The 26115-nt window shown below is 58.9% G+C and carries 25 protein-coding genes; 19 read left to right on the top strand and 6 right to left on the bottom strand.

Going from position 1 to position 26115, the window contains the following annotated elements; translation table 11 throughout:
- Positions 1–49 precede the first annotated feature (49 nt).
- Positions 50–1996, top strand: coding sequence for a hypothetical protein (locus Q1A59_RS11845; RefSeq protein WP_298402414.1), 1947 nt, complete (start codon positions 50–52; stop codon positions 1994–1996).
- Positions 1997–2046: 50 nt separating this feature from the next.
- On the opposite strand, the gene Q1A59_RS11840 is transcribed toward Q1A59_RS11845, so the two are convergent.
- On the bottom strand, positions 2047–3408 hold the full coding sequence (locus tag Q1A59_RS11840; RefSeq protein ID WP_298402413.1) for a TrpB-like pyridoxal phosphate-dependent enzyme: 1362 nt from the start codon (positions 3406–3408) through the stop codon (positions 2047–2049).
- Between the two features lie 522 nt (positions 3409–3930).
- Here Q1A59_RS11840 and Q1A59_RS11835 point away from each other — a divergent pair.
- Together Q1A59_RS11835 and Q1A59_RS11830 are read left to right on the top strand one after the other, a co-directional pair.
- Positions 3931–4311 (top strand): YbjN domain-containing protein, encoded by a 381-nt coding sequence (locus Q1A59_RS11835; RefSeq protein WP_298402422.1) that lies wholly within the window; start codon positions 3931–3933, stop codon positions 4309–4311.
- A 1069-nt stretch (positions 4312–5380) separates the two neighbouring features.
- Entirely contained in the window at positions 5381–6895 is a 1515-nt protein-coding gene (locus Q1A59_RS11830) for an NAD(P)/FAD-dependent oxidoreductase (RefSeq protein ID WP_298402411.1), read from the top strand.
- Between the two features lie 76 nt (positions 6896–6971).
- Here the strand turns inward: Q1A59_RS11830 and Q1A59_RS11825 are convergent, their stop codons facing one another.
- Positions 6972–7424, bottom strand: a complete 453-nt coding sequence (locus Q1A59_RS11825) for a chemotaxis protein CheW (RefSeq protein WP_298402410.1) — start codon at positions 7422–7424, stop codon at positions 6972–6974.
- Positions 7425–7700: 276 nt separating this feature from the next.
- Here Q1A59_RS11825 and Q1A59_RS11820 point away from each other — a divergent pair, with 276 nt between their 5' ends.
- The 3 genes from Q1A59_RS11820 (at position 7701) to Q1A59_RS11810 (ending at position 10797) form a co-directional block, all read left to right on the top strand.
- On the top strand, positions 7701–8477 hold the full coding sequence (locus tag Q1A59_RS11820; RefSeq protein WP_298402409.1) for a DUF429 domain-containing protein: 777 nt from the start codon (positions 7701–7703) through the stop codon (positions 8475–8477).
- A gap of 437 nt (positions 8478–8914) precedes the next feature.
- The gene (locus Q1A59_RS11815) at positions 8915–9400 is read left to right on the top strand and encodes a CPBP family intramembrane glutamic endopeptidase (RefSeq protein WP_299645012.1); all 486 of its coding nucleotides are present in this window, start codon (positions 8915–8917) and stop codon (positions 9398–9400) included.
- A gap of 125 nt (positions 9401–9525) precedes the next feature.
- Positions 9526–10797 carry an MgtC/SapB family protein gene (locus Q1A59_RS11810; protein ID WP_298402405.1) on the top strand — a complete coding sequence of 424 codons (1272 nt, stop codon included), beginning with the start codon at positions 9526–9528 and terminating at the stop codon, positions 10795–10797.
- 16 nt (positions 10798–10813) lie between these two features.
- Here the strand turns inward: Q1A59_RS11810 and Q1A59_RS11805 are convergent, their stop codons facing one another.
- The gene (locus Q1A59_RS11805; RefSeq protein WP_298402403.1) at positions 10814–11257 is read right to left on the bottom strand and encodes a methyltransferase; all 444 of its coding nucleotides are present in this window, start codon (positions 11255–11257) and stop codon (positions 10814–10816) included.
- A 43-nt stretch (positions 11258–11300) separates the two neighbouring features.
- Between Q1A59_RS11805 and ruvA the strand changes: the two genes are divergently transcribed.
- Positions 11301–11888 carry a Holliday junction branch migration protein RuvA gene (ruvA, locus tag Q1A59_RS11800; RefSeq protein WP_298402401.1) on the top strand — a complete coding sequence of 196 codons (588 nt, stop codon included), beginning with the start codon at positions 11301–11303 and terminating at the stop codon, positions 11886–11888.
- On the opposite strand, the gene Q1A59_RS11795 is transcribed toward ruvA, so the two are convergent.
- Together Q1A59_RS11795 and Q1A59_RS11790 are read right to left on the bottom strand one after the other, a co-directional pair.
- Positions 11885–12496 carry a phosphoribosyltransferase family protein gene (locus tag Q1A59_RS11795; RefSeq protein WP_298402400.1) on the bottom strand — a complete coding sequence of 204 codons (612 nt, stop codon included), beginning with the start codon at positions 12494–12496 and terminating at the stop codon, positions 11885–11887. The two genes, ruvA and Q1A59_RS11795, sit on opposite strands and share 4 nt — an antisense overlap.
- A gap of 351 nt (positions 12497–12847) precedes the next feature.
- Positions 12848–13423: a bifunctional nuclease family protein gene (locus tag Q1A59_RS11790; RefSeq protein ID WP_298402399.1), complete on the bottom strand. Its 576-nt coding sequence runs from the start codon at positions 13421–13423 to the stop codon at positions 12848–12850.
- Positions 13424–13590: 167 nt separating this feature from the next.
- Between Q1A59_RS11790 and Q1A59_RS11785 the strand changes: the two genes are divergently transcribed.
- The 7 genes from Q1A59_RS11785 to Q1A59_RS11755 all read left to right on the top strand — a co-directional run bounded on the left by Q1A59_RS11785 (position 13591) and on the right by Q1A59_RS11755 (position 19604).
- Positions 13591–14982 (top strand): LysM peptidoglycan-binding domain-containing M23 family metallopeptidase, encoded by a 1392-nt coding sequence (locus Q1A59_RS11785; protein WP_298402397.1) that lies wholly within the window; start codon positions 13591–13593, stop codon positions 14980–14982.
- Between the two features lie 180 nt (positions 14983–15162).
- Complete coding sequence (locus tag Q1A59_RS11780; protein WP_298402396.1) at positions 15163–15960, top strand: ParA family protein; 798 nt, start codon at positions 15163–15165, stop codon at positions 15958–15960.
- Positions 15957–17063: a ParB/RepB/Spo0J family partition protein gene (locus tag Q1A59_RS11775; RefSeq protein WP_299645011.1), complete on the top strand. Its 1107-nt coding sequence runs from the start codon at positions 15957–15959 to the stop codon at positions 17061–17063. Before Q1A59_RS11780 ends, Q1A59_RS11775 begins: the two co-directional genes overlap by 4 nt.
- A 7-nt stretch (positions 17064–17070) precedes the next feature.
- Complete coding sequence (locus Q1A59_RS11770; RefSeq protein ID WP_298402394.1) at positions 17071–17976, top strand: PfkB family carbohydrate kinase; 906 nt, start codon at positions 17071–17073, stop codon at positions 17974–17976.
- 60 nt (positions 17977–18036) lie between these two features.
- Entirely contained in the window at positions 18037–18675 is a 639-nt protein-coding gene (locus Q1A59_RS11765) for a CDP-alcohol phosphatidyltransferase family protein (RefSeq protein WP_298402393.1), read from the top strand.
- Between the two features lie 21 nt (positions 18676–18696).
- The gene (gatC, locus tag Q1A59_RS11760; protein ID WP_298482226.1) at positions 18697–18987 is read left to right on the top strand and encodes an Asp-tRNA(Asn)/Glu-tRNA(Gln) amidotransferase subunit GatC; all 291 of its coding nucleotides are present in this window, start codon (positions 18697–18699) and stop codon (positions 18985–18987) included.
- Between the two features lie 179 nt (positions 18988–19166).
- Positions 19167–19604, top strand: coding sequence for a hypothetical protein (locus Q1A59_RS11755; protein WP_298401467.1), 438 nt, complete (start codon positions 19167–19169; stop codon positions 19602–19604).
- 58 nt (positions 19605–19662) lie between these two features.
- Here Q1A59_RS11755 and asnS read toward each other — a convergent pair whose 3' ends face one another.
- Positions 19663–20985 (bottom strand): asparagine--tRNA ligase, encoded by a 1323-nt coding sequence (asnS, locus tag Q1A59_RS11750; RefSeq protein WP_298401470.1) that lies wholly within the window; start codon positions 20983–20985, stop codon positions 19663–19665.
- A 287-nt stretch (positions 20986–21272) separates the two neighbouring features.
- Between asnS and Q1A59_RS11745 the strand changes: the two genes are divergently transcribed.
- The 5 genes from Q1A59_RS11745 to fabZ all read left to right on the top strand — a co-directional run bounded on the left by Q1A59_RS11745 (position 21273) and on the right by fabZ (position 25501).
- On the top strand, positions 21273–22439 hold the full coding sequence (locus tag Q1A59_RS11745) for a M20/M25/M40 family metallo-hydrolase (RefSeq protein WP_298401473.1): 1167 nt from the start codon (positions 21273–21275) through the stop codon (positions 22437–22439).
- 251 nt (positions 22440–22690) lie between these two features.
- On the top strand, positions 22691–23749 hold the full coding sequence (locus Q1A59_RS11740) for a sortase (protein ID WP_298401476.1): 1059 nt from the start codon (positions 22691–22693) through the stop codon (positions 23747–23749).
- A 13-nt stretch (positions 23750–23762) separates the two neighbouring features.
- Positions 23763–24257: a hypothetical protein gene (locus Q1A59_RS11735; protein ID WP_298401479.1), complete on the top strand. Its 495-nt coding sequence runs from the start codon at positions 23763–23765 to the stop codon at positions 24255–24257.
- 30 nt (positions 24258–24287) lie between these two features.
- A complete protein-coding gene (locus tag Q1A59_RS11730) occupies positions 24288–25049 on the top strand; it encodes a class I SAM-dependent methyltransferase (RefSeq protein ID WP_299645010.1) in 762 nt (253 codons plus the stop codon).
- A 29-nt stretch (positions 25050–25078) separates the two neighbouring features.
- Positions 25079–25501: a 3-hydroxyacyl-ACP dehydratase FabZ gene (gene fabZ / locus Q1A59_RS11725; RefSeq protein WP_298401487.1), complete on the top strand. Its 423-nt coding sequence runs from the start codon at positions 25079–25081 to the stop codon at positions 25499–25501.
- Positions 25502–26115: the final 614 nt, after the last annotated feature.

The raw sequence follows: 26115 nt of genomic DNA, 5'->3' as shown, positions 1-26115 counted from the left end.
ATGCTATACTAGGAACATCGTTACCTTTCAGCAGCGTTTTAGGTACCAAATGAAGCGTTTGATCCTCTTGCTTGTTATGATCGGGCTGCTCGCCAGCCTGAGTGCGCCCATCACGCCGGCGCTGGCCGAGACGACCGCAACCTTCATTAGCCTCAATTCGGTTGTGCAACCGCTGACCCCTACCCCAGTAGCAGTGCGCATCACCGGCTACGACGGCCCAGCCACCCTGCTCGTCTTCGACAGCCGTAGCCGGTTTGCCGGCTCGTTTGCATTGACCATCGCCAATGGCGACGGATGGGTCGAAGTAACGCCGCGCGGCGCGTTGGGCGATCATTGGGCTGCCCTCTTCACGGCTGAGGGGCGGATGGTCGCTAACGGAACGATCTACCGGCTGGAGGCCGAAACCACCCTGCGCACCGGCGTGGCCAGCTACGACCGGCTGTACCCGACCGTGCGCCAATTTATGGCCGCCGACCGACTGAGTTACCTGCTCGACGGACAAGTGGTGACCGGCTACCGCTCGCCCGACAGCCCACTGCTCTGGCTGCGCGATCACTACTATCAAAACCGCGCCTTCCGCTACTTTGAGAGCGAGGTACGTTCGCTGCCAGAAGCGTTTGCCCGTGTACAAGCGCCCGACGGCAGCCTGCCCGACTTTTTGGCTCGCCCAGAATGGAAGATCGCCGCCTTCCGTACCCCGGTCGAAGCCGACGTAGAATACCTCTTCGTGCAGTTGGTCTACGAGACGTGGCAAGTCACCGGCGACACGGCGTGGATGTTGCGCATGCTGCCGGCAGCGCAACGCGCCATCGACTACACGATGCGCGATCCACTGCGCTGGGAACCGGCACTGGGCTTGGTCAAGCGCCCCTTCACCATCGACACGTGGGATTACGAATACGGCCCGCCGATGATCAATCCGAATACCGGCGAACTGGGGCCGCGCCACTGGATCGACGACCAGACCAAATGGGGCATCTTCCACGGCGACAATACCGGCTTGGCAGCCGCACTTACCATGCTGGCCTTGATGGAAGAGACGGCAGGACAGGCCGATCTGGCCGCTGTGCGCCGCGCCATTGCCGCTGACCTGATGGTGCGACTCAATGCGCTGAGTTGGAATGGTCGCTTCTACACCCATCACGTCAAACTCATTCCCTACGACGTGCCCGGTGTCGATGAAGCCGAGCAACTGAGCCTCTCGAACGCAATTGCGCTCAATCGCGGCGTCTTGACCGAATCGCAAGGGCGCGCGATTGTCGCCGAATACCTGCGCCGCTTGAACGATCCAAACCGGATCGCCTTTGCCGAATGGTACAGCATCGACCCGCCTTTCCCATCAGGCGCATTCGGCATGAATGGCCGGCTGGGCGAACGTCCGGGAGAGTACGTCAACGGCGGCGTCATGCCGCTGGTCGGCGGCGAACTGGCCCGTGGCGCGTTCCGGTACGGTTATGAAGCCTACGGTTTCAACATCGTGCAGCGTTACATCGACCTGATCGAACGTACCGGCGCAACCTACCTCTGGTACTACCCGACCGGCGGTATTGCACCGGTTCATGAATTCTTGCCCACCGACGGCTGGGGCGCGAGCGCTATGCTCGGCGCGTTAGTCGAAGGCGCTGCTGGGATTGAAGACCAGCACATCGCTTTCAATACCGTCACCATCTCGCCGCGTTGGCCCGCCGATCCGGTGTACGCGATCCGTGATGTCTACGCCGTCGCCCGCTACGCCGCCGGCGACGGTTATGTCGCCTATCGCTGGCAATACACGCCAGCGACCGCCAACCAGCCGAGCCGGATCGATCTCACCGCCACCGGCAGTGGCGACAGCTTCCGCTTACGCCTGTTTGTGCCGGCAGGCGCGAGTCCGCAAACTGTGACGCTTAACGGTGCGCCGGTTCCCGTGCAGATTGAGCAGGTTGGCTTGAGCCGGTACGCCGTCATCGCCACCGCCGGGCCGATCGCCACCGTTAGTGTCACGTTAAGCCGGTAAGTAAGTAGTAGGGCCACAGCGGCGCGGTAGCCCTACTACCCCGCCGCCCATCACGCACCCACCGACGGCAAGCCGGCCAACGCCATCGCCACCTCGGCGTCGGAATATTCGTAATCGCGCAACTTACCGGCCTGATAATCCATATAGGCCTGCAAGTCGAAATGGCCGTGGCCGCACAAATTAAACAGAATCACCTCGCTCTTGCCCTCCTCCTTGCAGCGGAGTGCCTCGCGGATCACGCCAGCGATGGCGTGATTGGCTTCGGGGGCGGGCAAAATGCCCTCAGTGCGAGCAAATTGTACGCCAGCAGCGAACGTCTCAAGCTGCTGGATGGCAATCGCTTCAATCACGCCCAACTCAAGCAGATGGCTGACGAGCGGCGCCATACCATGGTAGCGCAGACCACCGGCGTGAATACCGGGCGGCACGAAGGTGCTGCCAAGGGTATGCATCTTCACCAACGGCGTGAGATGCGCGGTATCACCGTAGTCATAGGCGTATTTACCCTTCGTCAGCGAGGGGCAAGCCGCCGGCTCGACCGCAACCACCCGCAACGGATGCTCGCCGCGCAGCTTAGCACCGATGAACGGGAAGGCAATGCCAGCAAAGTTCGAGCCGCCACCGGTACAACCCACCACCACATCGGGATAATCGCCGGCCATCTCCATCTGGATCATCGCCTCTTGGCCGATGACCGTCTGGTGGAGGAGCACGTGATTAAGCACACTACCAAGCGCGTAGCGAGTATCATCACGCTGGGCCGCCACTTCCACCGCCTCAGAGATCGCAATGCCAAGGCTACCGGTGCTATCGGGATGCTCGGCCAAAATCGCGCGGCCAGACGCCGTCTCGGTGCTGGGGCTCGCAATCACCCGCGCGCCGTAGGTCTCCATCAGCGCCCGCCGATAGGGCTTCTGGTTGTAGCTGACTTTGACCATAAACACCTCGACCTCAAGGCCGAAGAGCGCACCAGCAAAGGCGAGCGACGATCCCCACTGGCCAGCGCCGGTTTCGGTCACCAACCGGCGCACACCCTCGATCTTGTTGTAGTAGGCCTGCGCCACTGCCGTATTCGGCTTGTGACTACCGGCCGGGCTAACACCTTCATACTTGTAATAGATGCGAGCTGGCGTATCGAGCGCGCGCTCAAGCCGGCGGGCGCGGAAGAGGGGCGTTGGCCGCCATTGCCGGTAGATCGAGCGCACCTCATCAGGGATCGGGATTGTGCGCTCGATGCTGACCTCTTGCTTGATCAACTCCATTGGAAAGAGCGGCGCGAGATCGGCGGGGCCAATCGGCTGGCCAGTCGCCGGATGCAACGGTGGCGGCGGCAGCGAAGGCAGATCGGCGGCGATGTTGTACCACGACTCCGGCAGGTGATCTTCGTTAAGCAGATACTTGACCGTTTCCACAGACACCCTCCTCACAGCAAGAAACCAACAAAAAACTCTCGACCAAATTGGTCGAGAGACGGGGAAACCGCGGTGCCACTCTCGTTCGCCGCTGCTCGCACAAGCGACGCACTCTGCAGGTGCTGTCGGCCAAGCCGTTCCACACCTCGCGCCCTGATAACGGTGGCGTCTCCGGCAACGGCTACTATGGGGCAAACCCGGTTCACCGCGCGACTCACAGGCCCATTCACAAGCGCCGAACTCGCTGGTCTCGCACCATCACCGGCTCGCTGGACTGTCGCCGCGCTTGCTACTCTTCCTGATCAACGTCAGTTCTTTAAATGTGGACGAAGTATACCATTCCCGACGGCGAGAGTCAATGCAGGATGTGTTTACTGCAGGGGGCATAGAGATTTGATGGTTTAGCCATGGCTGTGCATTCGCGCGACTGCTATAATGAAAGCGTTATCAGCCATTCGCAGAAAGGGAACCCCAATGTCAACCGCCGGCAACGCGCCCGACGAGCTGGTCTATCCTAACTAGATTAGCAAAGAGTGGTTATTTGACCTCTACCACAATGCCTACTTCGAGGTTGAACGCGACAGCGACGATGACGTGTGTATCCGGCAAGACTTTCGCATCTGGGCCTTCCCGATCCGTGAAGGCGAACAGATCCGGTTTATGACCCAGTTTCGGGCTAGCCCGGCACACGATCTGGCCGACCGGCCGCTGTACGTTAACCGCGTCAACGACGAATTGCACATCGTGCGCGCCTACGTCGATCGCGACGGCGACATCGGCTTTGACGACTATCTGGTTGTGTCAGGCGGCGTCACGCGGCGCAATATCATCTTCGCCACCCGCGCCTTCGTCGATCATGTGCTGGCCGCACTGACGAAGGACGAGACGGAGGTGATCGCGTAAGCCCCCATGCTCCCCTTTCAGGTTGCAAACAGAACATCTGATCCAGCACAGCCGCTTGCCGCTGGACAGGGAACCCGGCCCTTCAGCGCCGGGCTACACTGACAAAGTCTGCTACGCGGGTTGATGGCTCTCACCCCTGCCCCTCTCCTACCTGACGGCGGGTGAGGGGGGAGCTGCTAAATGGAGCGTAAGGTATTGCGGGAACGGAACACAATAGCGCGCCTCTCCTGAGCCGGTGGATTAAGAGACGAACAGAACGTTGGTCGAGTACAACGATCGCTGTGCGATGCTTCAACGCTCGACTCTACGCACCCCTCTCCCACGCTCGCAGGAGAGAGGCTAAGGATGATGGCGAGCCGGCGCATCGCGAAGCCATCAACCGCATCTGCGCTCACGCGATCTGTCCGTCCTCGAAATGCTCCCTATCATGCATGGCAGTAAAGCTTCCGCAGCCCCCAACGCGGCGTCCACTGCCACTGGCAGCAGTGGACGTTGCCGTAGAGTGCGCCAGCAGCAGCGCCGCAGGCCACGGCCATACCACGCAGCGCAACGCAGCCGTCGCTCACGAGCTAATAGCCCCTGACGTGACTGCCGAATGTTGCAGCCATAGCGTGTAACCGCATTCGCAACTTGATGATTGGATATGAGATTCAGGCTAGTCATAGGGGGATCATACTCGCATGAATCAACAACGGCCACCTGTCGTAGGCGGCCGGAGAGTGGGGGAGTGAGGGCGGTGTGCAGATTAGGAGCTATTTTGTCTTGCGGCGACCACCGCAAATCGCTTCGCTTGACGATATGCACTATAGCAATCTGAGATTAGCCGCAGATTAATCGAACATTAGATGCGTGTTAACGTCTTGCCAAGCCCGGTGAACCACCCATGTTATCCACAATTCCACCAGTTATCCACAATTTGTATGTTAAGCCGCTAAGGATGAGGAGTGGGGAATGGCAATCATAGGTTACCCAACCATCTCCACGCCAATCTCAGCGTGACCAGCTTAGAAAAGCGGTGTATACTCAAACAGGAGGTCTCTGCACAGGAGTTTAGATAGAGGAGTAGAGCGTGTCGCAACGAATTGTGATTGTCGGCGCCGGGCCGGGCGGATTAGCGACTGCCATCCGGCTGGCCGGGCGCGGATATCAGGTGGAAATCTTTGAGGCGGTTGACCGTCCGGGCGGACGGATGCGTGGCTTCTCGCTCGGCGATTATCATTTCGACACCGGCCCGACCATCTTGCAAGTGCCGCGGGTCTACGACGAATTGTTCAGCAGCGCCGGATTGCGCTTTAGCGATTACGTGACCCTCGTGCGGCTCGAACCTAACACGCGCATCCGGTTTTGGGATGGCGAATACCTCGATCTCACCTCAAACACCGCCGCCTTCAAAGCGCAACTAGCCCGCTTCGATCCCGCGTTGCCCACCGAGTTTGAGCGGTGGTACATCGAGCACATCCGTAAAAATGTGGTCGGCTACGGGCCATACCTCGGCACGCCAGTGCGCACTCCGCTCGGCTATCTCAAACCGCACGAAGTGGCGGCAGCACTAGCCTTTCGGCCTTGGGAAAGCCTGTATGACCACTTCAAACGCTTCTTCCGCGACGAGCGGGTGGTGTACGCGCTGTCGTACCAAGCGAAGTACCTTGGCATGCACCCCACCGCCTGCTCGAGCGTCTTTAGCCTTGTCACCTTCCTCGAATTCGCCGAAGGCATCTGGCACCCGATTGGCGGCTTCCGGGCGCTAGCGGCGGGGCTGGCTAAAGCAGCGACTGATCTTGGCGTGACGATTCACTACAACCGGCCAGTCAAGCAAGTGTTAGTCGAAGGCGACACAGCGACCGGTATCGAGCTAACCGATGGCGAGCAGGTGCGTGCAGACGCAGTGGTGGTCAACGCTGACTTCGGTCACGCGCTGACCCACATCATCCCACCGCATGCGCGGGGCAAGTATACTGATCAAAAACTGAACTCAATGGAATTCTCGTGCTCGACCTTTATGCTCTATTTAGGCGTAAACCGGCGCTGGGACAATCTGCCCCATCATCAACTCTACCTTTCATCGAGCATTCGCCGCAACGATCCGTTGTGGGCGAAGAGTGCAGTGCTCGATGAAGAAGACCCGTCATTCTACGTCTGCAATCCAACAATTGTCGATCCAGCCAATGCGCCACCCGGCCACAGCACGCTGTTTGTATTGGTGCCGGTGCCCAACTTGCGCTACCCGGTTAATTGGCCAGCGGTCGAGCAACGCTACCGCGACCTCATTATTCGTCAGATGGCCAAACTCGGCTTTGAGGATGTCGAGCGACACATCGTAGTTGAGCGGCGCTACACCGCTGAGACGTGGCGCGACGAGCATCACACTTATCTTGGTGCAGTCTTTAACCTGATCCACAGTTGGAGCCAGCTCGGCCCGTTCCGGCCCCACATCCGGCACGACGGAGCGCGCAATTTGTATTGGATTGGCGGCGCCGTGCATCCGGGCAGCGGGTTGATGACGATTTTAGAGGCGGCCAAGAGCGCGGTGCATTTCATTAGCGAAGACGTACCTTTGGTGCAACCAGCGACAGTCGGGCGGTAAACCATAGGGCCGCACTGTGGTGCGGCCCTACCGGTCATCTCAATCACGGCTGCAGCCCCACCTACGACATCCGACATCAATCACGCGCGCTGCCATGGGCCAACGCAAATAGCTCATCGACATCCAACAGCAAGGCCGGCTGCGGCAAATCGCGCACCACGCCGCACGAAATACCATCGATGTGATCGAGCGGTGCCAAACCATCAGGGCCGACCCGATGCAAGCTTATCACCTCATCGACCAGCAAGCCAATTTCCGGCGGTTGCTCGATATCTGGCGCAGCGAGCAGAATATGGCTATCGAGGGCATAACCGGGCGGCTCGCCGAGCAGCGAGCGGCCATCAATCACCGGCACCGTCGCACCGTGCAGTGTCACGATTCCGCAGACCACAAGCGGAGCATCACCGGGAGGCGCTAACTCGCTCAGACGGGTGGTATGCACTACGGTCTGCATTGGCAAGGCCACAAACCGGCTGCCAATGCGACAGACAACCACCATCGCGGTGGGGGGCGGTTTCAGCAGGCTCATAGAGACCTCCTCGTCGAGTAGCGGTAATGGTTTAGGTTCGCTACGAATACTCAAAAGCGCGCCAACAGGTTGGGGCATCTTCGGTTGCGCTCTGCGGCTAGCTCTTCATCGCTCACCCTTCGCCGGCCAAGCGGACGAAAAAACGATGCAATCATTACCAACGTTCACACAGCGGACAGTAATCGCGGCCAGTGCAAACGTGACTCAAACCATCTCGACTTGTTCATACTGTACCGTGGAGAACAGCAGAGCAGAGTTACAATCGGGCAACGCGCAATGAACGTTAAACCGACGGTCTATATCGGGCTGGATTTAGCGTGGTCGGAACGCAACCCCAGCGGGTTTGTCGCCTGTGTTGGAACGCCAGCCGGGGCACGGCTCGGGCAGCCGCCAAGCCGTCTGGTGACGAACGAAGCCATCGTGCAAGCCATTCGCGCCGCAATCGGTGATGCGCCCGCCATCGTTGCGATCGATGCCCCATTGATCGTCCCCAACGAGAGCGGACGCCGTGAAGCTGAAGCTGATCTGGCCGCCGTATTCCGGCGGTACGATGCCGGCCCGCATCCGGCCAACCGACGCTTGCTGCGCCGCTACGGCGGGGTACGCGGCGAGGCGCTGCTGACCGCGCTAGCCGCGGATGGGTTTGTCTACGTGCCCGCCATTGAGGCCGGAATGGATGGGAGGTTCATCATCGAAGTCTTTCCCCACCCGGCAGCGGTGGTCTTATTTCGGCTGCCGCATATCTTGCGCTACAAAGCGCGGCCCGGACGAGCGATACACGAGCGTCGTAGTGAACTAGGACGCTACCTCGCCCTCCTGCGCAACTTGAGCACGGGCGATCCACCTTTGACTGGCATTGATGATATGTGGCGCGAGATCGACCTCGATCGCCTTGGCCCTAGCGCACTGAAGGCGATTGAAGACGAAGCCGATGCGTTGCTCTGCGCGTACATTGCCCTCTACGGCCAGCGTTGGGGCACGGCGCGCTGCCGCAGCTTCGGCACGGCGGAGGGTGGAGCGATTTTTACGCCGTACTGGGCAGAGAGCGCCTAACCTCAGCGCACGACGGAGTACGGCGGTTATCCTACCACGCGCTACATGTCCCGACCGCCCCTTCAAAAAAGTATAGACATAACAAAAAAACCGGCGTGAGTGCAGAATTCTGCACGCCGGAGCGCTTGCAGCGCCACTTCCCGAACAGTATGCTAAATCACAACGGCCCCCAATGAGCTAGACTGCTGGCAACGAAGCCGAAACCGAGGGAAGGAAGCACGTGATGGCAACCCACTACCATCCGCCGCAGCAGGTATGGATGTTCTTCGCTGTCACTTATGGGTTCTCGTGGCTCTTTTGGATTCTCGCCGCGCTCATCACCCGCGGCGTCACATTCCCATCTTCACTCACTGATATCCTCAGCGGGCCATTCAGCCGCCTTTGGCCCCTCACTGGCAGCATTGGCACTCACGTGGCAGCACGAGTGATGGGGCGGCGTGCGGACGTTATTACGCCGGGGAGTGGACTTTCACTTTGGCTGGCGCTGGTTGGCCATCATTCTGATTGGGCCGATGATCATCTTTGGCAGATCGATCATCGTTGCGACCAGCATCAGCGGACGCACCATCGATCGTTTGGTCATCAGCGACCCGCTCTTCGCCCTGATCGCGTTCTTCGTCATTCTCTTCACCAGCGGGCCCCTGCAAGAAGAATTTGGTTGGCGCGGCTATGCCTTGCCACGCTTGCAAGCGCGTTACGGAGCCACCAGCGCCAGCTTGATCGTTGGTGTGGCGTGGTGGTTATGGCATACGCCGGCGGCCTTCATTCCGGGCCGGTTTATGGTCAACGACATCTTCATGTTCAGCGCCTTGGCCATCGTGATTATTCTCACGTCATTCCTCGTTACTTGGATCTACAATCACACCAACGGCAGCATCCTCGCTTGCCTGTTGTTGCACACTGCGATGAACTGGTCAATCTGAGTGGTGATGCCAGCAATGCAGATTGACCTCATTACGATTGAGGGTATGATCATTCCTCTTGCGATCGTTGTGGAGTTGAACACAACGCGAACAACTCGTTTTTTGAATCATCAACTGCGACCACCATGCTCGACAACAGCGCCAGCACCGAACTCTTTTACCAATTTGGCCTTGCCCTGCTCATCGGCGCGCTGATTGGCTTGCAACGCGAACATGCCCACGGCGCCAGCGGTGATCTCTTCGCCGGCGTGCGCACGTATGCCATCGTCGGCGTGATCGGATGCGCGGCTGGATTGGCAGCGCTGACCCTGCAAGCGCCGGAAATCTTTGCGGCACTGGTATTGGCGGTAGGCGGGTTATTGATCGCAGCCTACGTGTTAAGTCATGGCCGCGATGGCCCCGGCCTGACCAGCGAGATGGCCGTGCTCATCACGTTGCTCTGCGGCGGAATGGTCGCGTGGGGTTATAGCACGGTAGCCACAGCGATAGGAGTGGCCATCGCCGTCCTGCTAGCGCTCAAAGCGCGTTTGCACGGCTTAGCGCGCCAGCTCAGCCCGCAAGATATGCAAGCGGCCCTCACCTTGGCCGCCATCAGCCTGATCGTCTTGCCGGTGTTGCCGAACACCCCCGTTGGGCCGGCCCCATTTGATGTAATCAACCCACAGAAGATCTGGCTCCTTGTCGTCTTAATCTCGACGCTGAGCTTTAGCGGGTATGTGCTCCACCAAATCATTGGCGCCACTCGTGGTATCGCGCTTACCGGCCTGATCGGCGGAATCGTCTCTTCAACCGCCGTAACACTCAGCAACACCCAACGCAGCCGGATCGCGCCGGAGTTAAGTCAAGAATACGCACTGGCCATTTTGCTCTCGTGGGGGGTGATGTTCGTGCGGATCGGGTTGCTCACCGGAGCAGTCGCGCCCCCGGTTCTCCAAGCCTTGTGGCCGATTTTGCTGGCCGGTGGCAGCGGCTGCCTGCTCTGGGGAGGGTGGCTGGCCCGCCAAGCGCGCCAGCACGAAGGAGCGCCGCTGAGCTTTGGCAATCCGTTGGAATTACGTTCAGCGATTGGGTTTAGCCTGCTCTATGCGGCCATCCTTGCCGGCGCCAATTTTGCGCGTGTTCAGTTTGGCGATGCTGGTCTCTTTATCACCAGCATCTTCGGCGGTCTCGTTGATGTTGATGCCATCACGTTATCACTCAGCGAGCTAGCGGTGGCCACTGGCGGCTTGACCAGCGAGCTAGCCGCTAGGGCAATTGGGGTCGCGGTGCTCACCAACACGGTAGTCAAAGGCGGGATCGTTCTGGCCGGTGGCAGCACCCACTTGCGGCGCGCCATTGCGCCGGCGTTGCTCTTAATCAGCGGGACGATACTGGTCACACTCTTTTGGCCGTGGTAAGATCACATCACGCCAGCTACCAGACGAGCGGCACTAACCGCCACGATCGTTGCTGGTATTCGCGGTAACTGGGGATGGAAGCCGACAGCATCCGTTCTTCATAGCTCAGCTTGGTCACCAATACCGCCAGCAAGAGCAACCACAACCCCCAGCGCCACAACGCTGGCGACGCTAACACCCATGCCAGCGCCGCCAGCAGCAGACTGGCGTACATTGGGTGACGGATCAGGCGGTACGGGCCAGTGCGTACCAATTCAACCCGCGGCAGCGGATCGGGCAGTACCGAGAGGCGGTGCAGCCGCATTGTGAGCAAGGCCCACAACCCAAGCGCCAACCCGGCGGCTAGCAACCCCAGCAAGAGCGGTGACGAGGGAACCAATGGGCCAGTGAAAGCAATTGCTCCTAAACTTGCAAACTGGCCGAACACTAAACCAAACGAGCGTAACGGCGAACGAATCATCAGCAGCAACCTCCTGAGGTATAACCAGATAAGGCCTACGTTCATGATTGCATCAATTCGCGGCATGATCCAGAGCATTGGCACCGATCACCTGATCGTCGAAACTGGCGGCGTCGGCTTCCTCATTTACGCGCCACGCCCCACGCTGGAAGCCGCCGGCGCAGTTGGCAGCGACATCTTCTTGTATACGATCTTGATTGTGCGGGATGACGCGCTCATGCTGTACGGCTTCAGCGACAATACCCAGCGCGGTCTGTTCGAGCAACTGATTGGGGTAAGCGGAGTAGGGCCAAAGATGGCGCTGAGCCTACTCTCAAGCGGAACCCCGGATGAAGTCCGCCGTATGATCGCCGGTGGCGACCTGACCCGGCTGGCGCGGGTGCCGGGAATTGGCAAGAAAACGGCGGAGCGAATTGTGCTTGAACTACGCGGCAAGATCGATCTCCGCCAACTAGCGAGCGCCGGCAGTCCAAGCACAAACGTGATCGACCGTGAACTGAGCGATATTTTGGTCAGTTTGGGCTATAGCGCCACCGAGGCAGCGGCCGCGATCGCCTCCTTGCCGGCCGACGCGCCGCCGGCGTTAGAGGAGCGCTTACGGTTGGCGTTGCGTTATTTCGGGAGCGCCTAAGTTGGCCAACCGGCGATCACCGGCCTCCCGTCGGCAAACCGTTCGATCTGGGCCAAAGCGATCACCGGGAGACCTAGCGTTACCAAGGGATCCCGCCCCTGTTGGAACATCTTCTCAACCACAAACGCCGCCGCCACAAGGTTGGCGCCGGCCTCTTGTGCCATTTCCGCCAATGCCAGTGCCGTGCGCCCATTCGCCAAAAAATCGTCCACTATCGCCACCCGCGAACCAGCGGGCAGAAAGCGAGCCGTAATCGCCAACTGAGTCTCGCGGCCCTTGGTCGGCGAGGGCACGCGGCGGGTCAAGGCTGGGGCAGGTACAGCGGGATCATACTTTTTCGCATAAACTAGCGGGATCCGGCAGGCAAACGCGGTGGCAAGCGCCGGCGGAATGCCGCTTGCTTCCGCCGTTAAAATCAATTCAGGAGCGAATGGCACTAACCGGTTGGCCAACTCAGCGCCGATCGCGTGCATCAGGTCGGTATCAATACGGTGATTCAGAAAATGGTCGATCTTGATAATCCGGTCATCAACTATCATGGCCTCTTGCACGATCCGTTGGACGAGGGTGGGGAATGGATCACAAAGTCCTGAGCGAGTTCCGATCATAAACCATCCACCGTGCTAAGTACGGTACTTCAAGAGATCAACATGATAAAACAGTTCGAGAGAAAACCGTCATGATCGTAGTCTTGTGGAAGATGTGGATATGACCGTACTAACCGCTTCCCAATGGGCTAGATGATATGTGGAACGCATGGGAATGAGTATCCACATGGTGAAAAGAATTGACGAGGGAACGCAGTTGTTCCGCAGAACGTCCACGTGCTATCAACGACGTATTCCGCACGTTATCCACAAAGACGGCGAGTTTTCCACATAATATCGCCAGTTATCCACAAGATGGGGAAAAAGAATGGGGTGGCAAAACCACCCCACTGCGGAGACAGTCTGTGGAACTTACGATTTATCACTAGGACGATCGCGATCGCCGAGGTCTAGCGTATTGATGAAGTTACGGAAGATGGACAACGAATCTTCATTCAGTTCTGGTTCGGATTCTGGAGCAGATTCAGGATTGGTTTCTTCGCTACGGCTTGCACTGGGAGGAGCAGACTCATCAGCCTGTTCTTCCTCATCGAAGAGCACGCCTGCCTGATCCAGCACATGGTCTGCCACGAAGATCGGGGCTTGCACCCGTTCGGCGAGCGCGATCGCATCGCTGGGGCGGGCGTCAAGCTCGACCGTGCGCCCAGCCTGATCGATCACAATCCGTGCGAAGAAGGTGTTATCGCGAATGTCATTAACGTAAATGTGGCGAACTACCCCATCCAATTCGCCGATGGCAGCCTTGAGCAGGTCGTGGGTCATCGGCCGTTGCGGTTCTTGACCCTGAATAGCCATTGCAATGGCATCGGCCTCGAATTGACCGATCCAGATAGGCAGATAGCGATTTCCTTCGGTTTCGCGGAGGACGACGACCCGGCTCTGCGTTAACAGGCTGACACGGATACTATCGACAACGACTCGTATCATCGGCCGGCCTTTCATGAAACGCCCTTCACCGGTTCACAGGGGGAGGCCGGATCGGGCAGCGGAAGAATCAGCAGTTATATCTTATCATGCGATGAAAGATGCCGTCAAGATTGACAAACTACTCCGCTCGGTGTATGCTCTCTCGGTGAAGTGAGCGAGAACATGCAATGCAGGTTATCTTCGAGCAACCTCCATGGTATGAGCGATGGGTGCGCAGCCAGCGACGGTTAGCTGCGGCACGTAGGACTGCTCGCCGTCTGCGTGAAGGTCAGGTCCCGGCAAGTGATGCATTACTGGGCAGGGCCAGTCGGCGGGTAGTACGTTGGCAAATCCGTCCATCTCGCCATATCGGGCATCTCTTGCTGCTAGCGGCTGTCATCCTGATTCTTGCCACTGATCGCACGCTCCAGCTCCAGATGTTTACCCCCGTCACCCATGCTGTATCAGAGCCAGTCGTTACATCATTGCTGCCGGCGGAGCAAGTGGTTGTCGTTGCACCGGCGGTACGGCAGGCAGCAGCGCCGAGTGAGCTTGAACCCATTGCGCCGGCGGTGCGCGCACCCATACCTGTGGCGACCGCCTATCAGACGACCCACCTCCTCGCTGAGGGAGAGACGCTGGCTGAGGTGGCGGCGCGCTACCAGATCCCGCTCAGTACGCTCGTCTGGACGAATCAGCTTGATCGAGGCGATGCGCTGCGAGTGGGCCAGCCATTGCGGATTGCGCGCTTGGCTGGTGCGGCACATACAGTGTCTGAAGGGGAGACGTTAACGGTACTGGCTGAACGGTACGGTGTAGCGCCTGAGGCGATCGCCACCTTCGCGCCGAATCGGCTGCGTGATGGCCAGTTGATCGTTGGGCGCGAGATCTTCATTCCGGGCGGGCGATTACCGTGGACGGCTGAGCAGGAGGCGGCATTCGCCCACCGCACGGCTGAACCGGTTGGGATTGTATTAGCAGATGAAACAAATGTTCGTTCTGGACCGACCACGGATCACCCGCGACAGGCCCAGTTAGCTGCCGGACGGCAAGTCGCGCTGCGTGGCCGATACAACGATTGGGTCAAAATCGCGATCGGTGATGTCACCGGCTGGATCCGGAGTGATTTGCTCGAGTCGGATCCGGCGGTGGTAGCTGCCTTGCCGGAAGTGCGCGATTTCCCGCCGCCGCCGCCGCGTTGGGTTTGGCCGGCGCGTGGGATGGTGACGTCGGGGTTTGGCCCGCGCTGGGGCGGCTTCCACAATGGCATTGACATTGCCAACGCCGCGTGGACGCCAATTGTGGCGGCGAGTCGCGGTTGGGTCTACGAATCGGGCTGGTGTAGCGGATACGGGTACTGCGTGAAGATCCGGCATCCCGGTGGTATTGAAACAATTTACGGCCACTTGATAACAAAGCCGGTTGTGCGTGTCGGTCAGGAGGTCAGTACCGGCCAACTGATCGGCTATATGGGCAGCACGTATGATCGCGCTGGCGGCGGTTACTCAACCGGCGTCCATCTCCACTTCACCATCCTTGTCAATGGGCGAGCGGTGAATCCGCTGCGGTATTTGCCGTGAGGGGTGGAAGAGTTGCGAACAGATACACAAGAATTCCTCCTGACCGGCGCTCGGTAAGTAGCAAGTGACTCGTCTGCGTTTCTTTGCGGCTCTCCTCACTCAGGTGTCACGGTAACGTTTCCTCCCCTCTGGCTATGGTACAATAGCGGTTGGATTGGCTGCTTAGCGCGGGTGTTTCACGTGAAACAGCAACCGACAGCCTCGAAACCGCGAATATTAGCTATTGCTAACCAGAAAGGCGGTGTTGGTAAAACAACAACCGCCGTTAATCTCGCCGGTGAACTCGCCCGGCGTGGTCAGCAGGTGCTTCTTGTTGACATTGATCCGCAAGGTAACGCGACGACGAGCCTTGGGATTGCGAAGACCGCACTGACAGTAACAACCTATGATCTTCTGCTTGGTGGTGCGCCACCAGAGACAATACCGATGGCAAGTGGCCGTGAACGACTCGATATCATTCCAGCCGATCAGGAGTTAGCCGGAGCAGCGATCGAATTGGTCGATCTCAACCGGCGCGAGTGGCGGCTCAGCGATGGCTTAGTTCCCCTCTTACCGCGCTATGATTGGATTGTGATCGATTGCCCTCCCTCATTGGGCTTGCTCACCCTCAATGCTCTGTGTGCGGCCAATGCGGTGCTCATTCCGTTGCAATGTGAATATCTAGCGCTAGAGGGGTTAGCGCAGCTTAAGACTACGCTAGAACGGGTGCGCGAAAGGCTCAATCCTACTCTGCACATTCTCGGTGTGGTGATGACGATGTACGATGGCCGCACCAATCTCGCCCAACAGGTGGTTGATGAAGTACAGCGCTACTTTCCCCGCCTCATTTGCCGCACCTTGATCCCGCGCAGCGTGCGCCTGAGTGAAGCGCCGAGTTACGGGCGGATCGCTTACGAACATGATCCGCACGGTCGTGGTGCGCAAGCTTATGCGTTGCTGACCGAAGAATTGATTGGACGGGAGGAGCGATTGGTATGAGCCGGAAGCGTGGTTTGGGCAGCGGGTTAGATGCGCTCATTCCGTCATCAACGACGGAGCAAGCTGTCGTGCGCCAATTGCCGGTGGCGGCGATTCGGGCCAATCGCGCGCAGCCGCGCACGTCCTTTGATGAGGCTGCCCTCGCTGAACTCGTTGCTTCTATTCAAGAGCACGGCGTGTTGCAGCCGCTGATCGTAAGTGAAGACCCGGCTGACGGTTACGAGCTGATCGCCGGTGAACGCCGGCTACGCGCGGCACGAATGGCCGGCTTGACCACCGTGCCGGCCATTGTCAAGAATGCTACTCCCCAGCAATTCCTTGAATTGGCGTTGGTTGAGAATGTTCAGCGCGCTGACCTCAACCCCTTGGAAGAGGCCCAAGCCTATGAGACCTTGCGACGTGAGTTTGGTTTAAGCGATGATGATATTGCCCGCCGGGTCGGCAAAAGCCGGGTGGCGATCGTCAATAGCCGCCGTCTGCTCCGCCTTGCCCCTGCTACCCGGCAGGCCCTGCTCGACGGTGCGATCAGCGCTGGCCACGGGCGGGCACTGTTGCGGCTCGACGATCCCGCTGATCAACAAGCTGCGCTTGAACTGATCCAACAACGTGACCTGAACGTGCGCGATGTCGAACGCCTCACTGAACTGGCTAGCCAACCCGGGCTGGCGGCGCCTACCCGGCGCGCGTTGTGCGCCGGACAGATCGAACCGGCGCAGGCGCTGGCGTTGCTCCGGCTTACCGACCCCCAAATCCAAGCGGCCGCTTGCGAGGCGATGATCGCCCATCGTTTTGGCGTTGCCGAGAGTGAACGGCTCTGCGCGGCGTTGGCTGCCGGTGTTGAACTCAATGCGGCCATTGCAGCGCTGAGTCATCCCTCCAAACGTGTACCGCTCGCGCCATCTGCAGTACGACCTGCGCTAGAGCGATCACGCACCTCTGAGGCTCGTTCACCGGAAGATCAGATGGCACAGCAGATGTTTGAAGAGCTATTGCAAACCCCGGTGCAGATTTCGCGCAGCGGGCGAACGATCAGAGTGACGATTACCCTGTACGATGAAGAACAATTGCAAGGCTTGTACGATCGCTTATTAGGAAATGGCTAAGCGCGCTATGGTAGATGTTATTGCTTTTGGTAATCCGGTGTACGACGAGATTATCACGCCGGTGGTGCGCACCGAAGGGCGGGTGCTGTCGGGGTGTTCGACCAACGCCTGCCTTGCCCTCAGCCGGCTTGGCCGCACCACTGCACTGGTGGGACGGGTGGGGATCGATTACCTCGACCGGTTTCAGTCCGATCTGGTTCGCTACGGCATTGCGCCGTTTGTTGAAGTAGCTTCCCAGACCGGCGGGTTTAAGCTGGTGTACGATCATCGCGGTGATCGCACGCTCGATGTGCTCGGCGTGGCTGAACCGATTACCACCGTGCCGGCAGCCGTCGCCTCAGCTAAAGCGGTCATCGTTGGCCCGATTTTGCAAGAGACGCCGCTGGCATTGATCCAAGCCATCCGTAACCAAACCGATGCACCGATTTTTCTTGACCCGCAAGGCCTGCTGCGCCGGTTTAGCGCTGACGGCCGGATCGAGCACTTTTTGCCGGATGAATTCGCTGCGATCGCACCGCTGTGTCACGTGATCAAGGCGAATGAAGTGGAAACCAAAGTGATTACGGGTATTGATCCGCGGATCGATCCGGTGCTCGCGGCACGCCGGTTGCGCGAAACCGGCTGCGCGATTGCGATTGTCACCATCGCCGAAGCCGGTTCGCAGATTGATGATGGTGAACGCTCGATCACGATCCCGGCTTACACAACCGATGCCCGTGACCCGACCGGCGCCGGTGATACGTATCTGGCCGGCTTCTTGCACGCCTATCTCTCCGATCCGTGCGATCTCTTCCGGGCCGGCTGCACCGGCGCGGCGACAGCCTCGATCTGGATTGAGGATACCGGCCCTGATACACCGATCACATTGACCGAAGTGGAGCGGCGGACGTCCGCTCTGCGATCACAGTATTGATGATGACAAGGTCTGATGGATGAACGCTTTATTCATTGCCTAGCTAAAGGATGAACGTCAATGATGCCGTTGCTTGCTCGCTTTCGCCAGTTCTACGAACAGGCCTCCTTACCGCTTGGCCATTTCTGTACTCGTCTGGGAATCCATCCCAATGTGTTGACATATCTGAGCCTTGTATTCAGTATTTTGGCAGGTTATCTCCTCTCGCAACGCGCCTTCCTCTGGGGAGTGGTTGCTATCTTACTGATGGGGCTGGCTGATGTTCTCGATGGTGCAACTGCACGCGCCAGTGGCAAGGCAAGTGAGTACGGGACAGTGCTTGATCATGTGACCGATCGCTATGCCGAGGCGTTTGTGATGGGTGGTTTGATGCTCTCCGGTGTGGTGGCGCCGGTGTGGGCGCTGTTTGCGATCTTTGGCATGGTGATGGCGAGCTACGTGCGTGCCCGCGCAGAAGCGACCGGTAAATTGGATTCGTGCAATGTCGGTTTTGCCGGCCGGCAAGAAAAGCTTGGCCTGCTCTTGGTCGGGTTGGTGTTGATGCCTCTGTTCCCTAATTTGCCAATCCTTGAATGGGCAGTGATCGCTGTTGGGGTCGCCTCGCATATTACCGCCGTGCAGCGGCTGCTCTACACACGCCATATGCTGGTTGGTTCGGCCCGCGATCGAAAATTGCGCAAAGAATCAGGGGTTGCCTAATCAATTGCTTACGAGGTTGCTATGTCACTGTCAGAAGCTGAAGTTCGTCACGTCGCCCGCCTCGCTCGCATTGCCCTTTCCGATGAAGAAATAACCGTGATGCGGGCTCAGCTCTCGGCGATCCTTGACTATATCGCGATGTTGCAGGAGGTCGATGTAAGTGATGTGCCGCCAACGGCGCAAGTTACCGGCCTGACGACGGTCTGGCGGCCTGATGTGGTCGGTGAGATGTTGACCCAAGCGCAAGCGTTGGCTAACGCACCCGATCAGCAAGATGGCATGTTCCGCGTGCGGGCTGTGTTTGATGAATAGCACCGGTGATGGCTCGCTGCTTGTGCAAACATGGGAAACAGAAGTCGCTAGCCCTATCCTGATAGGGCTGGCGACTTTACTTGATCGCGAGCCTTGCAGAAACATGTGCAACCTTTGGCAATACGGCAACGTCGTATCGCCAGCGATCAATCATGGTAACACTGGGAAAGGATACGGCGATGTACGGGAACAATGGCAACGGTTCGCGCCAATCGTATGTGATCATTGGCGGCTATCCGATCAAGTCGATCTATGTGATCATCTTCGGGTTGATCGTCTTGGGGTTGTTGATCTACTTGTTGCTGCGCTTCTTTAACATCAGTCTCACGATGCACTTTAGCGCCTTTGCCGGGGTGCTGTTGCTGATCGCCAATCTGCGTGAACTGTTGGGTGCTGGCTATACCCAGCGCGGCAGTACAGCTCTGCTCAATACACTGGTTGGCGGAGGCCTGATCTGTGCGTGGCTGGCCCAATTCTTTGTCTTCTTCTGGTTGCCCGCGTTGCTGGCGGTTGGCGTTGCGACGCCGTTGGTACTCAACCGGTCGGGTGTCTACACCACCTATCTGACTACCGCCCAGCAAGCCATTGAACGGGTACGCCGCTCCTTGGTGCGGTGAGAGGAACGTGGATAGGACGGAATGCAAGGGCGGGTTTCAAACCCGCCCTTGCTGTCTCCTACGGATAGATCCGGTACAACTGGCGCGGGAACGGGATCGTCTCACGGATGTGGCGGGTGCCGGTAAGCCACGCTACGACGCGCTCGATCCCCATGCCAAACCCGCTGTGCGGTACCGTCCCATACCGGCGTAGATCGAGGTACCATTCGTAGTCCTCGATCCGCAACCCGTGCTCGTGGATGCGCTGCTCAAGCAGTGCCGGGTCGTGGATGCGTTGCGAACCGCCAATGATCTCGCCGTACCCCTCTGGTGCTAACAAGTCGGCGCAGAGCGCCACCTCGGGCCGGTTGGGGTCGGGTTGCATATAGAACGCCTTCACCGCCGATGGGAAACGCTCGACAAAGACTGGCCGGTCGAACTTCGAGGCGATCAGTGTTTCATGCGGCGCGCCGAAGTCTTCGCCCCACGGCAGCGGATCAGCTCCCTCAACTTCGCCTTGATGATGAGCAATCAATTCAATCGCCTGATCGTAGGTGATGCGTGGGAAGGGAGGGACGACCTGCTCGAGCATGGTGGTGTCGCGCTCTAGCACCTTCAGGTCTTCGCGTCGGCGATCGAGCACGCGACCTACAATCGCGCTGACAAATTGCTCTTGCAACCGCATGTTGTCTTCGTGATCGGCAAACGCCACTTCCGGCTCGATCATCCAGAATTCGGTCAAGTGCCGTCGCGTCTTGCTCTTTTCGGCACGGAAGGTGGGGCCAAAACAGTACACCCGGCCAAACGCCATCATACCGGCTTCAACGTAAAGCTGACCGGTTTGAGCGAGATACGCCTTGCCGAGATCAAAATAGTCAGTGGCGAACAGGTTGGTTGTACCTTCTGCGGCAGTTGCAGTGAGGATGGGCGTGTCGAAGCGGATAAAACCCTGCTCGTTGAGCCATTCTTGCGCGGCGGCGATCACTTCGGCCCGGATGCGCAAGATGGCGTGCTGCTTGGAAGAGCGCACCCAGAGATGGCGGTGCGCCATCAAGAATTCGACCCCATGCTCTTTGGGGGTAATCGGGTAGTCGTGGCTGGCGCCGATCAGCTCAACTTCTTCTACGTCAAGTTCATATCCCCCCGGCGCTCGCTCGTCGGCGCGCACCGTGCCGGTAATCCGGCACGAACTCTCTTGGGTTAGCGCTTGCGCGGTGGCGAAGGTTGCTTCACTCACATTCTTTTTGAACGTCACACACTGAATAGTCCCGCTGCCATCGCGTAGGAGGATAAAAATCAGCTTGCCTTTCTCGGTCTTGTGGTAGACCCAGCCAGCTAATGTCACTCGCTGACCAACGTGGCGGGCAATGGTCGCGACGGTTGCAGTCGGCAACAGCGACATATACGCTCCTTAATTGTGCGCTACTGCCAAGGCGTTTACTATGTCGATCACAAACTTTCTGCGGTATGATTCGCTCTCATGTGATCGTTGATATTTGAGTCGCCTTGACGCCCTACTCTCCACTCACTATTCCCTTGTCTACCGCGTCAGTATGCCACGACTCAGAATGGCTGGCAAATTGACAGCAATCGCTCGTTACCGGATAATGCTTATCAAAGGCGCTTGATCGCGGCAAACGCCGCACAGAGTCTGATCTGCGAATTGTTCCTGTAGATGAGGAAGCGGCGATGAAAGCTGTGGTTCAGCAATGGTATACCCATCCGGCAGTGCGCGCCGCGTTGGCCGATCTGGCTGACTATCGTTCGACGTTGGCAACGGCGATCGAGATTCAACAGGTGCCGGCCCCAACCTTTGCTGAACGTCCGCGTTCGTCGCTGGTGAGCCAACGGATGCAGGCGCTCGGCTTGCACGATGTCGAGATCGACGAGCTTGGCAATGTCTATGGCCGCCGGCCCGGCCAGCGCGATCGTCCGGCGCTGTTGGTTTCGGCCCATCTCGATACCGTTTTCCCGGCCGATACCGATCTCTCAATTCGCTATGAAGGCGATCGGGTATACGGCCCCGGCATCGGTGATAACAGCGCCGGTTTGTCTGGTCTGCTGCGCTTGGCTGAAGTCTATCAGCGGTTTAATTTACCCACTACCAGCGATATCTGGTTTGTCGCGAATGTTGCCGAAGAAGGGTTGGGTGATCTGCGGGGGATGCGGGCTGTGATCGACCGGCTGCGCACCCGGCTCGGCGCTGTCGTGGTCATCGAGGGCTGCGATTTTGGGTCGCTCCACCATCAGGCGATTGGGGTGCGCCGCTTTCGGATCGAAGCTTCGGGACCGGGAGGCCACTCATGGGGCAATTTTGGTACGCCAAGCGCGATCCATGTGCTGGTGCGGCTGGCCGCCCGCTTGACCGAGTTGTATGTGCCGCTATCGCCCCGCACGACATTCAATATTGGCACGATTAGCGGCGGCACCTCGGTGAACACGATTGCTCAGCACGCCAGTATGCTACTTGATCTGCGCTCGGTGTCGTCGGCGGCGCTGGCCGATCTGGTCAATGAGGTCTACCGCTTGGTGGAAGAAGCGGCGCTCGAACAGCCTGAAGTGCATTTGCAATTGATCAAAGTCGGCGATCGTCCGTCCGGCGCGATCCCGCGCGAGCACCCGCTGGTGCAAGCAGCCGTGGCCGCGTATCAGATGGTCGGCGCACAGATTTCGTTCCAACAGAGCAGCACTGACGCTAACATCCCGCTCAGCATTGGTATGCCGGCGGTGTGCGTCGGCCTGACTGACGGCGGTAATGCCCACCGCACCGATGAGTATATCCTGCCGGCCAACCTGAGCCGGGGAATGCAGGCGTTGCTCTTGCTGACGTTGGCTGCTGCTACGATCGAGGGGTAAGGTGCTTGTTGTAGGCAGCGCGACATAAGCACGCGCAACCTCCCCTTTCTTCGCCTAAAGTAAGCAGGGGAGGCGAGGCCAAATCTGTCAGCATGCGGAGAATACTGCCTTGGTGAGAGGCGCGACCGCCGAGTAGTTCGACCGTCTTTCGTGTTTTGGTTCGGCTCTGGCAATGAGCCGAAGGCTTCCAAGATTCGGCTAGCTTGATGGCACAGCCTAAAGTTCCGCTAGAAATACGGTACAATGCAGCTATGCGTCGAATTCTCATCCTCTGCCTGATTGTACTGCTGATCGGATTGGGGCCGCTACCCGTGGCTGCCAATACCGCCGCCGGCACGCCGGTGCTTTTCCGCGAGACGGGCCATACCTTGGCTTATGCGTTCCGCGAGTTTTATGACCGGCAGGGAGGGTTGCCGATCTTTGGTTACCCCCTGACCGAAGTATTCATCGAAGATGGCCGCCCAGTGCAATATTTCGAGCGCGCCCGCTTCGAGTGGCATGCCGAGTTGGCGCTGGTGCAGGTGGGACATCTGGGGCGGTGGGCGGCTGCGGCCTATGCCGATCACCTAGCCTTCGCTCCGTTGCCAGCGGCGCCGGCTCATGCCGATTTCTTCCCCGAAACCGGTCATAGCCTGAGCGGCGCGTTCCGCGCCTTTTGGTGGCAGAACGGTGGCTTGCCCACCTTCGGCTATCCGCTGTCGGAGCCGTTTGAGATAATTGAAGAGAATGGTCAACCCCGGCTTGTGCAATATTTCGAGCGTGCCCGTTTCGAGTGGTACCCCCAAAATCCGCCGCGCTATCAGGTGTTGCTGGGCCATTTGGGGCGGGCATGGTTGGCCGAACATCCGGCGCCGGAATGGACACTCGCGCCGGTGAAAACCGCCGATACCGCGTGGGCCGCTGTGCGTCCTACCCGCGTGCGCGTGCCCCGGATCGGAGTTGATACCGAGGTGGTCAGCGCCGGCTTCTCATTCGGCGCGTGGGATGTGCCGCGCTACACGGCAGTCCATTACTGGCCGATCAGCGGTTATCCCGGCACGAGCGGTAACATTGTCATTGCCGGGCATGTCGGCTATCGCGGCATCATCTTTAATCAACTGCCGGCGATTGCGGTTGGCGACGAGGTATTGGTCACAGTGAATGGTAGCGACCGCCGCTATGTGGTGCGTGAGGTGTTGACTGTGCTGCCAGATGAGACGTGGGTGTTAGCGCCTACCAGCAGTGAAACCTTAACCCTCATCACCTGCGTGCCGATTGGCATCTACTCGCATCGCCTGATTGTGCGCGCTGCGCCGGTCGCCGGCTCGTGAGAAAGGGGGAGCTATGGAACAACGCCGTCGGGGATCGGGCTGGATCGGCTGGCTCGTGTTCCTGCTGTTTATTCTGGGGCCGTCTATTCTGCCGCCGTTGGCGCGTTGGCTAACCCAGCAGACCGGGTTGCCAATCGGCACGACCGAACTGTTTATTGCGCTGATTGTGTTGATGATGGTCATCTCGGTTGGCAGCAGTATTTTTGGTGCGCTGCGCCGGTCGAGCGAGAGTAGTGGCGGGCCGTCAATGCCGGCAGGGAATGACCCCTTCAACGTTCCATCAGCGCAGGGTGAAGTCTTTCGTCTGCCTTCCGCAAACCTCGATGAGGTGTTTCGCACGCCGCCGCCGCCGCCTGAACCGCCGCGCATGCCGGCTTCGTCAACCAATCTACCCGGCGCGCCCCGTTTCGAGCCAATCATCGAACCGCGGATTTTGACGATAGGTATCATCGGCGTGGTATGCATTGGCTTGGTGTTCGGTGTGCTGTTTTTGCTGATCAATCCGTAATCGGCCTGCTCCTTTGCCTGAAGAAGATGCATGAACCTTTACGATCCCTTTGCGCGTTACTACGATGCCGATTTTCGCCATTTTCACGATGATGTGCCCTTTTACCGCGAGTGGGCGCGCCGCACTGGCGATCCGATTCTTGAATTGATGTGCGGGACAGGGCGCGTGCTAGTGCCGTTGGCCAGCGCCGGCTATCGTCTCACCGGTGTCGATCTTTCGCCGGCGATGCTGGCACTGGCCAATGAACGGCTTGTCGCCGAAGGCTTGGCCGACCGGGTGACGCTGATCGAAGCCGATGTGCGTAGCATGATCTTGCCGGAAAACCATTTTCCGTTAGCGTTCGTAGCGGTTAATTCGTTTATGCACTTAACTACGATCGAAGATCAGCTCGCAGCGCTGGCGGCGGTGCGCCGGGCGCTTACCCGCAAGGGGACACTGATCATCGATCTGTTTAATCCCGATCCGCTGGCCATTACCCGCGAAGATGGCCGGATGCAGCTCGAACGCAGCTACGAACTCGATGGCCGCTATGTGCAGAAATTTGTTGTGATCGAGAGCGATGCCGCCGAGCAGCTTAGTCACGTTACCTTCATCTACGACGAGACGGCGGCTGATGGTGCATTGAGCCGGCGCACGATGCAGTTTACGATGCGCTGGCTCTACCGCTTTGAGCTAGAACATCTGCTAGCGCGGGCCGGCTTTACCCTTCGCGCTGTCTATGGCAATTACGATTTGGAACCGTATACGTCGGCGAGCCCGCGTTTGATTGCGGTGGCCTCGCCGCGCCGTTGAGCGGTGTTGTTGCTGAAGGAGCACGCTGTATGCTGTCGATCCAAGAGATTATGGCCCTGATACCGCACCGGTACCCGTTTCTGCTGGTTGATCGGATTGTCGAGCTGGAACCGGGAGTGCGCGCGGTGGGTGAGAAGCTGGTCTCGGCGAATGAACCCTACTTTCAGGGCCATTTCCCCGGTAACCCGATTATGCCCGGCGTGTTGATCCTAGAGGCGCTCGCCCAAACCGGCGCGGTGGCGGCGCTGAGCCTGCCTGAAAACGCCGGCAAGCTGGTGCTCTTTGCCGGAATTGACGGCGCGCGCTTTAAGCGGGTGGTGCGTCCCGGCGATACCCTGCGGCTAGAGGTGCAGCTCGAACGGATGCGGCGCGGGATCGGCAAAGGACAGGCCCGTGCCACCGTCGCCGATCAATTGGCGTGCGAAGCTGAGTTGCTCTTTGCCCTCCAATAGGGCCACGGTGTGCCGTGACCTGATTGGTGGAGGGCGTAATCATATACTTCTCTGTCCGCCCTTTTGGCAGCAGATGTAAGGGACTCTTTCCTATTTGCGGGGAAGGGAAAGGGAGTGGGGATTCAATCCCGCGCTTGTGCGCGCGAAGAAGCGCTATGCTGAGTGGAGCGCGGTACGCACGGACAAGAGAGTCTCGTACCTTCGCCCCCCTCAGAGCTTGCGAGTGAGCGTACCCAGTTATCATTGCAAGAGCGCGGAGCGTCTGAAGCAATCCCCCGCTTGAGCGCAACAGGATCTGGAGTATTCAGGAAGAGGTAAACAGTTATCAGCCACGACGCGATCACTAGCCCTCTCCCCGGATGGCCCGCGCCGTCAAGCCCGACCCGCCGCTGGATGGCGTAGTCGAGAGGGTCAGCATAGCAATTGCCGCCACCCTGCCGATTTGCACCGTCGGGGTGAGAGTTTTCTGTGTGCCGCTCAAGCCTACGAGACCGGAATCACGCCGCTGATCAACAAAAACTGCCCCACCATCACGAGGGTACAAGCACCGGTTGCGATCTGGCTGGCGACGCACGCTGTTGCCGGTTTACGCCGCTGTTCCATTGTTCTGCCGC

The sequence above is a fragment of the uncultured Chloroflexus sp. genome (genome assembly GCF_937951745.1).
Classification (GTDB): Bacteria; Chloroflexota; Chloroflexia; order Chloroflexales; family Chloroflexaceae; genus Chloroflexus.
This window is presented reverse-complemented; position numbering and strand designations above follow the sequence as displayed.